Source organism: Paraburkholderia monticola, assembly GCF_001580545.1.
In the GTDB taxonomy this organism is placed as follows: domain Bacteria; phylum Pseudomonadota; class Gammaproteobacteria; order Burkholderiales; family Burkholderiaceae; genus Paraburkholderia; species Paraburkholderia monticola.
In genome coordinates this window covers 506,563-518,711 of sequence record NZ_LRBG01000037.1, presented here as the reverse complement: position 1 = coordinate 518,711, position 12,149 = coordinate 506,563, and the positions used below count along the sequence as shown (strand labels likewise).

The 12,149-nt window shown below is 64.1% G+C and carries 14 protein-coding genes; 11 read left to right on the top strand and 3 right to left on the bottom strand.

Going from position 1 to position 12,149, the window contains the following annotated elements; all coding sequences use genetic code 11:
- Positions 1-153 precede the first annotated feature (153 nt).
- The 4 genes from CI15_RS26335 (at position 154) to CI15_RS26320 (ending at position 3,165) form a co-directional block, all read left to right on the top strand.
- Complete coding sequence (locus tag CI15_RS26335) at positions 154-489, top strand: ArsR/SmtB family transcription factor (protein WP_062133410.1); 336 nt, start codon at positions 154-156, stop codon at positions 487-489.
- Positions 482-961 carry an SRPBCC family protein gene (locus tag CI15_RS26330; protein WP_062133398.1) on the top strand — a complete coding sequence of 160 codons (480 nt, stop codon included), beginning with the start codon at positions 482-484 and terminating at the stop codon, positions 959-961. Before CI15_RS26335 ends, CI15_RS26330 begins: the two co-directional genes overlap by 8 nt.
- Positions 962-1,056: 95 nt before the next feature.
- The gene (locus CI15_RS26325; RefSeq protein WP_062133394.1) at positions 1,057-1,485 is read left to right on the top strand and encodes a VOC family protein; all 429 of its coding nucleotides are present in this window, start codon (positions 1,057-1,059) and stop codon (positions 1,483-1,485) included.
- A gap of 267 nt (positions 1,486-1,752) precedes the next feature.
- Positions 1,753-3,165, top strand: a complete 1,413-nt coding sequence (locus CI15_RS26320) for a DUF2252 domain-containing protein (RefSeq protein WP_062133391.1) — start codon at positions 1,753-1,755, stop codon at positions 3,163-3,165.
- A gap of 94 nt (positions 3,166-3,259) precedes the next feature.
- On the opposite strand, the gene CI15_RS26315 is transcribed toward CI15_RS26320, so the two are convergent.
- Positions 3,260-4,042 carry an ABC transporter substrate-binding protein gene (locus CI15_RS26315; RefSeq protein WP_062133388.1) on the bottom strand — a complete coding sequence of 261 codons (783 nt, stop codon included), beginning with the start codon at positions 4,040-4,042 and terminating at the stop codon, positions 3,260-3,262.
- Positions 4,043-4,498: 456 nt separating this feature from the next.
- Here CI15_RS26315 and CI15_RS26310 point away from each other — a divergent pair, with 456 nt between their 5' ends.
- The 7 genes from CI15_RS26310 to CI15_RS26280 are packed head-to-tail and all read left to right on the top strand — an operon-like array spanning position 4,499 to position 10,048.
- The gene (locus CI15_RS26310; RefSeq protein WP_062133385.1) at positions 4,499-5,026 is read left to right on the top strand and encodes a Na+/H+ antiporter subunit E; all 528 of its coding nucleotides are present in this window, start codon (positions 4,499-4,501) and stop codon (positions 5,024-5,026) included.
- Positions 5,019-5,279 (top strand): MrpF/PhaF family protein, encoded by a 261-nt coding sequence (locus tag CI15_RS26305; protein ID WP_018422733.1) that lies wholly within the window; start codon positions 5,019-5,021, stop codon positions 5,277-5,279. The genes CI15_RS26310 and CI15_RS26305 overlap by 8 nt, the downstream gene beginning before the upstream one ends.
- 3 nt (positions 5,280-5,282) lie before the next feature.
- Positions 5,283-5,525: a hydrogenase subunit MbhD domain-containing protein gene (locus CI15_RS26300; RefSeq protein WP_062133381.1), complete on the top strand. Its 243-nt coding sequence runs from the start codon at positions 5,283-5,285 to the stop codon at positions 5,523-5,525.
- Between the two features lie 3 nt (positions 5,526-5,528).
- Positions 5,529-5,873, top strand: coding sequence for a monovalent cation/H(+) antiporter subunit G (gene mnhG / locus CI15_RS26295; RefSeq protein ID WP_062133377.1), 345 nt, complete (start codon positions 5,529-5,531; stop codon positions 5,871-5,873).
- Positions 5,870-6,574, top strand: a complete 705-nt coding sequence (locus tag CI15_RS26290; RefSeq protein ID WP_062133374.1) for a Na(+)/H(+) antiporter subunit B — start codon at positions 5,870-5,872, stop codon at positions 6,572-6,574. The genes mnhG and CI15_RS26290 overlap by 4 nt, the downstream gene beginning before the upstream one ends.
- A gap of 16 nt (positions 6,575-6,590) precedes the next feature.
- Positions 6,591-6,959, top strand: a complete 369-nt coding sequence (locus tag CI15_RS26285; RefSeq protein WP_062133372.1) for a sodium:proton antiporter — start codon at positions 6,591-6,593, stop codon at positions 6,957-6,959.
- Positions 6,953-10,048, top strand: a complete 3,096-nt coding sequence (locus tag CI15_RS26280; RefSeq protein ID WP_062133368.1) for a complex I subunit 5 family protein — start codon at positions 6,953-6,955, stop codon at positions 10,046-10,048. Before CI15_RS26285 ends, CI15_RS26280 begins: the two co-directional genes overlap by 7 nt.
- A gap of 39 nt (positions 10,049-10,087) precedes the next feature.
- Here the strand turns inward: CI15_RS26280 and CI15_RS26275 are convergent, their stop codons facing one another.
- Both CI15_RS26275 and CI15_RS26270 read right to left on the bottom strand, forming a co-directional pair.
- Positions 10,088-10,762 (bottom strand): Vgb family protein, encoded by a 675-nt coding sequence (locus CI15_RS26275; RefSeq protein ID WP_062133365.1) that lies wholly within the window; start codon positions 10,760-10,762, stop codon positions 10,088-10,090.
- Positions 10,763-10,776: 14 nt separating this feature from the next.
- Positions 10,777-12,006, bottom strand: a complete 1,230-nt coding sequence (locus CI15_RS26270) for a hypothetical protein (RefSeq protein ID WP_062134199.1) — start codon at positions 12,004-12,006, stop codon at positions 10,777-10,779.
- Positions 12,007-12,149: the final 143 nt, after the last annotated feature.

Here is a 12,149-nt window from a genome sequence, read left to right as displayed (position 1 = left end):
CGCAGACTTTGTTGCACCCGAACGACGAGTCTCAGATCCCGCAGACTTTGTTGTGCCCCGATATTTTGATCGTCAGTTTCCACACGTCACCTTGACATGCAAGCAATCTCTTGCCTATAGTAAATGCAACAGATTACTTGCCTATAGCCATTCATGGCCGAGCGTCCCGACGACACAGACCTGCTGTTCAAAGCCCTCGCCGATCCGAGCCGTCGCAAGCTGCTGGACGTGCTGCACGCGCACGACGGCCAGACCCTGAACGACCTGTGCGAACACCTCGACATGACGCGGCAAGGCGTGACGCAGCATCTGGGTCTGCTGGAAGCGGCGAACCTCGTCGTTACCGCACGCAGCGGGCGCGAGAAATTGCACTTCCTCAATCCGGTGCCGCTGCAACAGATCTACGAGCGCTGGATTGCCAAGTTCGAAAAGCCGCGCCTGAAGGCGCTCTCATCCCTGAAACGACGCCTGGAGAGAGGCAATGACTAGATCGACGTTCGTCTACGTGACCTATATCCGCACCACGCCGGAGCAGCTGTGGTCGGCATTGACCGACGCGGAGTTCATCAGGCAGTACTGGTTCGGCATGCACTGCGACAGCGAATGGACGGCGGGCTCGTCGTGGAAGCTCGTGTCGAGCACGGGGGAGACTTTCGACGCCGGCGAGATCATCGAGGCGGAGCCGCCGCGGCGCCTCGTGATCCGCTGGCGGCACCAGCGACGTCCCGAGTTGCAAGCCGAAGGCGATTCGCGTTGCACGATGGAACTCGAACCGAGCGGAACGGCGGTCAAGCTGACGCTCACGCATATGATCGAGCGCGATCCTTCGCAATTCATCGAGGCGGTCTCGGGCGGCTGGCCGAAGATCATGTCCAACCTCAAATCGCTGCTCGAGACGGGCTCGATCGCGTTGCAGGAGGCTTATCCGGCCAATGCCGGCAGTCATGCCACGAAGGCATGAAGCGTAGCGTTCCGCGCGAACTTTGAGGACGTCCGGGCGCGAAAATTACGCTGATAGAATCATCCGGTACCCCTCGACCATCTCAGGAAATCAGCATGGAAATTCAGCCGTATCTGTTCTTCAATGGCCGTTGTGAGGAAGCCATTGCGTTCTATCGTTCGGCGCTCGGCGCGCAGGAGTTGATGAAGCTGCGCATGAAAGACGCGCCGCCCGATCCCGCGCGTCCGGTGCCGCCCGAACACGTCGACAAGATCCTCCACGCGACCCTCGTCATCGGCAACACGCACGTGCTGATGTCGGATGGCGAATGCCGAGGCGACGCCGCCGTGCATGCGGGCTTCAGCCTGTCGGTCACGGCCGACGACCAGCCCTCCGGCGAAAAATATTTCAACGCGCTGTCGGACGGTGGCCAGGTCACGATGCCGTTCCAGCAGACTTTCTGGACCAGCGGCTTCGGCACGTTGGTCGACCGGTTCGGCGTGCCGTGGATGGTCAACGTGCGGCACGAGGAACCCGCGGCGTAGCGTTGAAACGGGCCCGGGTTTCATAGCGCTTGCACACTCGAACGCCGCGTCAACGCGGCGTCTGTCTTCCTCCGGCGCAACAGCAAGCGCTCAGCCGCCGCGCATGTGCCGCACCCCACACCTGCAAGCACATAGCGGGCCGCCCGCTATGGCAATCACCGCGCAGACACGCTAGAGTGCAAGCAGGCATGACCGTCGTTCACCGCTGTTCCCGGCACCCGCACCGCAAAACGAATCGAATGACGCCGCATCTCCAAGGGGCAAACGATGACGCCACCCGAAACGCTCGCGGATCGCCGCGCAGTCGGCCGCAATGCACGCAAGAACACGCCGCGCAGCGCCAACTCCGACATCGGCAACATCCGGCGTGATCCGGTCCGCCTGCTGCGCGAAAGCAGCCGCGGACGCGTCGAATCCCTCGTGCCGCTGCGCTACGGCCGCATGCTCGCATCGCCATTCACGTTCTATCGCGGCAGCGCGATCATCCAGGCGCACGACCTTGCGAAGACCGCGAACAGCGGCTTTCACTTCCAGATCTGCGGCGACTGCCACCTGATGAATTTCGGCGGCTTCGCGACACCCGAGCGCGCGCTCGTGTTCGACATCAACGATTTCGACGAAACCGCGGTCGGACCGTGGGAATGGGACCTCAAGCGTCTGGTGGCGAGCCTCTATATCGCGGTCCGGCATCTCGGCCACGGCGATCGGCTCGCGGACGAAACGGTCGCGTCGTGTATGCAGAGCTATCAGCACTGGACCTCGGAATACGCGCAGATGAGTCCGCTCGAACTCTGGTGCGAGCTGATCACGTTCGCGCGTCTCGAGGAAATCTCCCCCACCGCCGACGCGCGTGAACGCATTCGCAACAGCATCGCGAAGGCGTCGCGCCGCACGCACGAGACGATCCTGCCGAAGCTCGCAAGCAAGCGCGAGGGCCTCTGGCAAATCCGCGACGCGCCGCCCACGGTGTTCCACGTGCACGGCAAGAACACGCTGTTCACGCACAAGGACGACTGGGTCGGCCTCGGCGACTGGCGCACGTTGATGGCGCCGATCCTCGCGCACTATCTGAACTCCCTCGGCACGGTGCGCCGCACGCTGCTCGATCACTTCTCGATGCACGACATGGCGTTCAAGGTGGTCGGCGTCGGCAGCGTCGGCACGCGCTGCCTGATCCTGCTGATGGTCGATCAGCACGAGAAGCCCCTGTTCATCCAGTTCAAGGAAGCGTCGACCTCGGTCGTGTCGCGTTACTTCAAGGCACCGGGGCCGAAGCACCAGGGGCAGCGTGTCGTCGACGGGCAGCGGCTCATGCAGGGCGCGAGCGACCCGTTCCTCGGCTGGACCACGGGACCGTTCGGGCGCTCGATCTACGGCCGTCAGCTACGCGACATGAAGATCTCGGCGACGCTCGAGCTGTTTGCGAAAGACACCTTCCGCCAGTACGCAGCCATGTGTGGCTGGGTGCTCGCGCGGGCTCATGCAAAAGCCGGCGGCGTCGCCACCGAGGTTGACGCCTATCTCGGCAACGGCGATCAGATGACGGATTCGCTGGTCCTCTACTCGCGCGCGTACGCGGACCAGGTCGAAAAGGACTACGAGATATTCCGCCAAGCGTGCCGCAGCGGCAAACTGGAAGCGCGCACCGACGCCGACATGGCTGCGGATTTCGCAGCGTAGACGAACGAGGCGAGGGGGCACGCTGTGCCCCCTCGCCTGTTCGCTTACTTTTGTAAGCGGAAGCCTGCCGCGCCACGTACCGCGGGGTTCCGACTCACTGACCGTACACGTCGAAATCGAAATACTTTTTCGCAAGGCGGTCGTAGGTGCCATCGGCGCGCATATCGGCAATGGCTTTGTCGATTTTCTCCTTCAGATCGACATCTTCTTTACGCAAACCGATTGCCGTGCCACTGCCGAGCGTTTTCGCGTCATAAAGCGGATTGCCGGCGAATGCGAAATCCTTGCCGCGTGGTGTGCGCAAAAAGCCGATTTCGGCTTGCACCGCGTTTTGCAGTGACCCGTCGATGCGGCCGGCAAGCAGATCCGAATACACCAGATCCTGATCCTGATACGGCACGATCACGGCACCTGCCGGCTCCCAATACGTCTTCGCATAGGTTTCCTGAATCGAGCCCTGCTCGACGCCGATGTGCTTGCCCTTCAGCGCTTCCGGCGTCGGCTCGATCGACGAGCCCTTCTTCGCGACCAGACGGGTCGGAATACGGAACACCTTCGACGAGAAGGCGATCTGCGCCTGGCGCGCGGGCGTCATCGACATCGTCGACAGCACGCCGTCGAATTTGCGGCCCTTCAACGCGGGAATCATGCCGTCGAACGAATTCTCGATCCACAGGCATTTCGCGTCGAGCCGCCGGCAAATCTCATTGCCGAGATCGATGTCGAAGCCGACGAGCTTGCCGTCGGCGGCTTTCGACTCGAACGGCGGATAGCTCGCGTCGACGCCGAAACGCAGCGTCGGCCAGTCCTTGGCGATTGCGCTCGCGGACGATACGGCCAACAGCGCAATCGTCAGGGTTGCCAGCATGGCTTTCATTTCTGCTCCTTATCGGTCTTTTAAAAGACTACAAACAGGCGGCCGGCGACACACGCAGACCGCGAAAAACCCGACATTCGACCGTGAACCGCGCGTTCGCACAAATTCATTAAAAAAATCAATTCATGCGGAGCGCGCATAGAACGGGCGCCAAGCACCGGCAGCCCGAGCGGCGCGCGCCGGTTAGAGATTTAACATTGCTCTGCGTTGCCGAGCCTGCTTTAGTACGCCATGACACTCTCGTTTCATTGAATGAGCACGGATCAGCGTCGGTTTTTTGCGCGCCATTTTATTGAAAAGATCGCAATAACACTAATTCATTCATACAGCCTTCTTCCTGTCCGACTAGCGTATTCACCCGCTAAAGCGACCACCGGTGGGCAACCGTGCGCCGGTTGCTTTGCCATACGTTGTCACATAGAATTTTCCGCAGGGCCTCCTCCTGGAACCGATGACATGGCTTCGAACAACGGAAAACCGGTGTCGTCGTTTGTTCCTCGGGGCATGCTCGGCCTCTGGGTCGTCCTGTTCGTCATCTGGATGATCGCCAATGCGTCGCTCGCCGTCGAACCCGCTCTCGTCGGTCTCGTCATTACCTTCGTCATCGCGCATGTCTTCGTATCGTCTAGCGAGGCGTGGCAGCGTCTACGTCTGACACCGAGCGCGCTTTATCACTTCATCGCATATAGCGCGACCTTCGTCGTCGAACTCGTGCGCGCCAATCTGAACATGATGGCGCTGGTGTACTCGCCTCGTATCGACATCAAGCCCGGCATCGTCAAGGTTCGCACCCGCCTCGAAACACCGCTCGGCCGTCTCGCGCTCGCCAATTCGATTGCGCTCACACCGGGCTCGCTCGTGATGGATATTCGGGACGACATACTATTCATCCACTGGCTCGACGTGAAGACGACCGACATCGACGAAGCGACCGAGGCACTCGTCGCGCCGTTCGAAAAGCATCTGGAGAAGGTCTTTGGCTGAGATCATGCTCCGGATCGCCGCCGTGCTGATCTTCTTCGCGATCCTGTTCGGCGTGATCCGTCTCGTGATCGGCAAAACCCTCGTCGACCGCATCGTCGCGATCGACATGCTGACGGTCGTTTCGTTGTCGCTGATCGCGCTGTACGCGCAGGTCTCCGGCCGTTTCGTCTATATCGACGTCGCGCTCGTCTACGCATTGCTGAGCTTTCTCGCGGTGCTGGCGATTGCGCGCTTTCTCGAAAGGGGGCTGTGAGCCATGCTCGAACTGCTCCTGCTGCTGATGTGCGCGAGCATCCTCGTGAGCGGCGTACTGGCCGTCTTCCTGAAGAATCTGCTGGCCGCGATGGTGAGCTCGGGGCTCGCGAGCCTGTTCGCCGCGATCGCCTTCCTGCTGCTCGCCGCGCCCGACGTCGCGATGGCCGAGGCCGCGATCGGCTCGGGACTCGCGACCTTCATCTTTCTGTACGCGATCCGCAAAACCGGTTATCAGAAGGGCTAGCGCATGTTCGAACTGATCGGCAGCGTGTTCATCCTCGTGGGCGCCGTCTTTCTGTTCTCCGCCGGCCTCGGGCTGTTGCGCATGCCGGACGCGTACACGCGCATCCAGGCCGGCACCAAGGCATCGACGCTCGGCAACATGCTGGTGCTGATCGGCCTCGCGTTCTATCACCCGAACTGGACCTTCCGTCTGATCCTGCTGATCTACTTCGTGCTCGTGACCAACCCGGTGTCCTCGCACGCGCTGTCGCGCGCCGCCTGGCTGATCCGCACGCCGATGACGTCGTCCACGGTCACCGACGCGCTCGCCGATGAAGACGGGCGCACCGCGGGGGAGGCGGAATCATGATGCGTCGCGCGTTCGCGCTGCTGACGGTGCTGCTGTTCGCGGTCGTGTTCTGGCGGCTCGTCGGCGGCTATACGGAGTTGCAGGCGCTGCGCCCGCTCGCCTGGTATTACGTCGTCAGAGGGCCGGTCGAACTCGGCGCGCCGAACATCGTGACCGGCATTCTGATCACCTATCGCGGCTTCGACACCCTCGGCGAAGTCGCGGTGCTGTTCATGGTGGCGGCAAGCGTTGGCCTGCTGCTCAAAGAAGAAAGCCAGCCGACATCCGCCGCTGCAACAGACGAAACCACTAGCGCGCGACGCCCCGCCGGCGAAATCGTGCATACCGGCAAGCAGGTGCTGCTGCCGATGATCTTCACCTTCGGCGGCTACGTGATCGTCAACGGCCACCTGTCGGCGGGCGGCGGCTTCCAGGGCGGCGCGATCGTCGCGTCCGCCGTGATGCTGATGATGCTTGCGCGGCCCCGCTCGACGCTGAACGTCGCGCTGCTGAGCGTCATCGAATCGCTGGCGGGCGTTATCTACGTTTGCATCGGCATTCTGGGCCTCGTGCTGGCGGGCGGTTTTCTCGACGCGCGCTTTCTGCCGCGCGGCGAGTTCGGCGCGTTTTTCAGCGCCGGCGCGATCCCGCTGATTTCCGCGCTGCTCGGCGTCAAGGTCGGCGCGGAGCTGAGCGTCATCATCGACCGGTTCAGAAGCTGAACGAGGGAACAAGCACATGGGCATCCCGGTTTCGAAGATCCTGCTGATCACGGGCTTCTGCCTTTCGCTGATCGGCCTGTGGGGCATGCTGACCCACCGCAACATCCTGCGCATCATCATCGGCTTCGCGGTGATCGACACGGGGCTGCACATCGTGATGGTCGCGACCGGCTACATCACGGGCGGGACCGCGCCGATCATCGACGCGGCGCTCAGCAAGTCCGCCGCCGCGCACCGCGCGATCGATCCGGTTCCATCGGCGCTCGTCGTCACGGCGATCGTGATCGGGCTGTCGGTCACCGCCATCATGCTGTCGTACGCGATCCGTCTTTACGCCGCCAAAAAGACCCTTTCCATCGACGCCTTCACCGAGTCGAAATGGTAGCCGCGCTCTTTCATCCGCTGCATATCTTCATTCTCGGGCTCGGCGGCGGCTTCGCCATTCCGCTGCTGTACCGGCTCGGCAAGCCGTGGCTCACGCTCGGCTTTTTCCTCGCGCTGTGCGGCATCGTGGTGGTGTCCGCCGTGTCGTTCTATGGCGTGCTCGACGGCGGCGACACGATCGAAGTGCTGACCGCGGGCTCGCTGCCGCCGGTGTCGATCAACCTGCGCTTCGGCTTGTGGGAAGGCTTCTTCACGTTCAGCGTCAACCTGGTCGCGCTGCTCGGCGCCTTGCATCTGTGGGACCGTCTGCGCGGCAACTACGCGGCCTTGCTGCTGTACCTGATTCTCGTGATGGGCATCGACGGCATGGTGATGACCCGCGATCTGTTCAACCTGTTTGTGTTTCTCGAGATCGTGTCGATCGCCACGTACGGCCTGTTCGGGCTCGACCGCACGCCCGCCGCGCTCTCGGCCGCGTTCAAGTACATCTTTGCGACCGTGATCGCCTCGACGCTGTTTCTGCTCGGCGCGGTGCTGCTCTACTACGTGAGCGGCACGCTGAACATCGACCAGCTGTTGGCGGTGCGCGACCAGCTCGGCGGCCCGATCGGCACGACCGCGATCCTGCTCGTGTTCGCGAGTCTCGTGATCGAGCTGAAGCCGTTTCCGGCGAACGGCTGGGGGCTCGACGTCTACGAGACCGCGCCGAGCGGCGTCGCCGCGATGGTGTCGGTCGGCGTATCGGCGGGCGTGTTTTTCGCGCTGTTCAAATTGCTACCGCTGTTCGACGGCCAACTCACGCTGCTCGCCGTGTCGGGCGGCATCACGTTCCTGTTCTCGAACCTGCTCGCGATCAAGCAGACGAAGCCGCAACGCGTGCTCGGCTATTCGTCGATCGGGCAAATGGCGCTCATGATGCTGTCGCTCGCACTGCTGCGCCAGGTCGGCGCGGAGGAGTCGATTCCGCTCGTCGTCGGCGGCCTCTTCATCAACCATCTGTTTGCGAAGGCCGGGCTCTTCTGGCTGATCGGCGTGCTGCGACGGCACGGCGACGATGCCCGCGCGATCCTGTCGCGCAGCCCGCTGCTGATCGGCCTGCTCGGACTCTTCATGGTCGCGATCGCGGGGCTGCCGCCGTTCCCCGGCTTCTGGGCGAAGTGGGAACTCGTCATGCGCCTGACCGCTGCCGGCAAGCCGTACTGGATCGTGCTGATCCTGACCGGTTCGCTGCTCGAAGCAGGCTATATGTTCCACTGGTTCGTGCGCGCGCTCACTCCGTCCGACCATGAAGCCAAATCCCGTCCCAAAGTCGTCGCGCTGGTGCCGCTGTTCGGCGTCGCGGTGCTGCTGATCGCCGCGGCCTACATGGCGGCCGTCTTCTCGGGTGTCGCGTCGGTGTGGATCTTCTCGCCGCTCATGGCGGGCGCGCTGTTCTATGCGGCCGATCGTCTGCCGGGGCGCGTGAAAGGCGTGCTCGCGCTGATCGCGATCGCGCTGATCGGCAGTCTGCTGTGCGAGGGCACGGGCGGCATCGGCGGACTGTTCACGTGGCTGCTGCTCGCGGGCAGCCTCGTGATCGCCGCGGCAAGTCTCTATCGCGACGACGTGCGCGCCGGCTTCTATCCGATGCTCGTCGTCCTGACGCTGTCGATTCCGGCGCTCTTGCGTTCATCGACGACGCTCGAGTTCTTCTATAGCTGGGAAATCATCACGCTGTCGTCGTGCTTCCTGATCGCGAAGTGCCGGCGCGCTGGACCGCATGTGCTGACCTTTCTGCTGTTTTCGCTGCTGGCGGCGTTCTTCCTGCTCGCGGGCTTCGCCAACGTTGCGGCGATCGACGGCACCATCTCGCTATCGGCCTTGATCCACGCGGGACCGGAAGCGAACCGCGCGTTCGTGCTGCTCGCGGCCGGCTTCCTGATCAAGGCCGGCGCGATCGGCGTGCACGTGTGGCTGCCGGGTGCTTACACCGAGGCGGAAGACGACGTGACCGCGATGCTGTCGGCGGTGGTCAGCAAGGTCGCGATGTTCGGCCTGCTGATCGGCACCTATCTGACGATACGCTCGGAGGTCGGCCTCGAACTCGCGCACCTGATGACGTGGATAGGCATGCTCACGACGCTGGTCGGCGCATTGATGGCATTGCGGCAGAACGACTTCAAACGCATGCTCGCGCTCTCGAGCATGAGCCAGCTTGGCTATATCGTCACCGCGATCGGACTGATGAGCCATCTCGGCTGGGTCACCGCGCTGTACCTGGTCGCCAATCACATGTTCGTGAAGGGCATCCTGTTCCTCGCGCTCGCAGGCGTGATTCTGCGCACCGGCACGCGCAACTTCGCCGATGTGGGCGGCCTCGCGCGCGAGATGCCGCTCACCTTCGCGATGGTCGTGATCGCGCTCGTGTCGATGTCGGGCCTGCCGCCGCTGATGGGCTTCGGGGGCAAGTGGCTGCTGCTGAGCGCGATGACCGACAAGGGCTGGTACGGGCTCGCCGTGTGCGGGTTGATCGCGACTTGCGCTGGCTTTCTGTACATGCTGCGTCTCCTGAACGGCATCTTCCTGAAGCTGCCCCCGACGCAGCGGCCGATCGTGCGCGAGGCGCCCATCATGCTGCTGGTGCCGCAGTTTCTGTTCGTGGTCGGGATCGTGATCCTGTCGTTCTTTCCGAAGGTGCTGCTCGAGCCCGTGTCGGCCGCGATCGATCCGCAATTCGCGGCGACGCTGGTGTGGGGCGGCATGTCGCTGGAAAGCATCTACGGGTTCTGGAATCCGACGCCGGTCGTGATCGTCGTGCTGGTCGTCACGGCGATCGTGTTCGGGCTCGGCGTTCTGTACTATCGCAGCCGGCGCGGCAACGCGCGCAACGCTCCGGATTTCTACCACTTCTACCGGCCGATGTTGAGCCGCACCGTGCCGCCGGTCGCGCAGATCTTCTGGCGTGGCATCTCGCACTTCGCGCTGGTGTCGGCGGCGTGGATCCGGCGCGTCTATACCGGCAATGGACAGACCTACGCGCTGTATGTGCTGCTATATTTCCTCGCGATCTATTTCGCGAGCACGGGGCTGAGCGCGGCGGGAACGCAATAAGGACCACGACGCCGCGCTCCTCGCGTCATCGATCATCACTTACTCGCTGGTCGAATCGACCGGCAATTCCGCGCCACTCTCCCGCGCGGGACGTTGCACCGCTCGAACGAGCCCGCTGCCGCCCCCTCCGCAGAAGAACAGATCCGCGCCGTTCGATTCGAGTCCGGAGATGCCCGCGCCGGCCGGCATCTCGACGCTCTCGAGCACCTCGCCGCTGCGCGGATCGATATGTCTGAGCTCGCTCTCGTCGCCTTCCCACGTGCCATGCCATAGTTCGCCGTCGACCCACGTAATGCCCGTCACGAAGCGGTTCGATTCGATCGTGCGCAGCACCGCGCCCGTGTCCGGATCGATCTGATAGATCTTTCGTTCGGGGTATTGACCCATCCACAACGAACCTTCGGCCCATGTCAGCCCCGACTGGCCGCCGTCGCCGGGCGCGGCGATCGTCGCTAGCACGCGGCCGCTTTGCGGATCGATCTTCTGGATGCGGCCGTGCGCGATCTGGAACAGGTGCTCGCCGTCGAAGGCCGTGCCCGCGTCGGCGGCCACCGCGATCGAGCGCAGCGTCTCGCCGCTCGCGGGATCGATCGCGGCGAGGCTTTCGCCGGTCGCGATCCACACCTGCCGGCCGTCGTAGGTGACGCCGTGCACTTTATCGACGCCCGTAAAGGGCCCATATTCGCGGACGATTCTGGCGGCTGAGCGGTTCATGGTGGTCATCCTAATCACGAAGGGAACGGGGAAGGGAGTAACAAAGCCGTCGCGAATCCGGCAAGCGGCGGCGTCATCCAGCGGCGCGCGCGCCCCTCGCCCACCGGCTGTACTTTGCCCGCGGCCGCAAGCGCGTCGAGCGCGCGCTGCACGGTACGCTGACTGGCGCCGAGCACGAGAGCAAGCGCCGAACTCGACCACGATTCGCCGTCCGACAGGAACGCGAGCAGCGCCGCATGCTCGCCTTCGACCGGCGGCGCCAGCACGACGACCTCGCGCGCCTGACGCGGCGCGAGCGCGAAGCCGCGCGTCGTCGCGCTGACGCTCGCGAGCGTGCCGAGCGCCGCGCGTAGGCGGCCGATCTCGACGCGCAACCGCGCGCGATGCGATTCGTCGGCGCGTTTGGCGCGGAATGCGCGCGCGACGAGCGTGTCGCGCGGCACGTCGTTGGGCCATGCCTCGCCGAGCATGCGAGCGAGCGCAAACAGCACCGGTCGGCTTGCCAGCACGACCGTCGCGTTCGCGTCGCGGATCGCATAGCGGCAAGCGTCGACGATCAGCGGGCCGTCCGCCTGGTTCGAGCTCAGGAGCGTCTCGACATCGTCGAGCAGGATCGGTTCTGCTTCGCCGTGTGCGATCCTGCGCGCCGCCGGTTTATTCAGCGCCAATGACGCGCTTTCGACTTCCGCGATCAGCGCGGGAATGCCGGCTTCGCGAGCCGCGTCTGCGGCTCGCGTCAGCGCGGCGCGAGCGGCGCGGCTGCGCAAACGCCGCAGCGCGACGCCCGCGATGACCAGCTGATGCGCGGCACGCAATGCGGGCGGAAACGGCTGGGGATCGACAGCGGCGAGCTTGCGCTCCGCTTCGTCGAGACGGCCGATCAGCAGCAGACGCCGCGCCGCCAGATAGCGCGCATGCGCGGCATTGACGCGATCGCCATGGGAGTCGAGCGTGGCGGTCGCGCTATCGAGTGTTCGGGCGGGCCATGCGAGATCGCGCGACGCAAGCGCGATCTCGGCTTCGGCGACCACGCATCGCGCGCGCGCCACCGCGTGCTGCGGGCCGAAGGCACGCGCGGCACCGCGCACCAGCGCTTTCGCCCGCACGAAGTCGCCGAGCTGCGCCATCGCGATGCCGCGCAGCGCGAGCGCCGGCGCGTCGTCGCGCAATGCGACGCGGTCGAGCGCGCCGAGCGGATCGCCGGCCGCCAGCGCGCGCGCCGCCGCCGTGATCAGTGCGTCCACGGGTCGTGAATCCGCGCGCAGCACGTCAATGCATCAAGCAAATCCCGCCACACTTGTCACTCCCATCCGGTCGTTGTCCGTCGCTAATCTAGCATGACCATCAACCGTCGCCGAAGCCGTCGCGGCAAGGGCTCGCGCGGCAC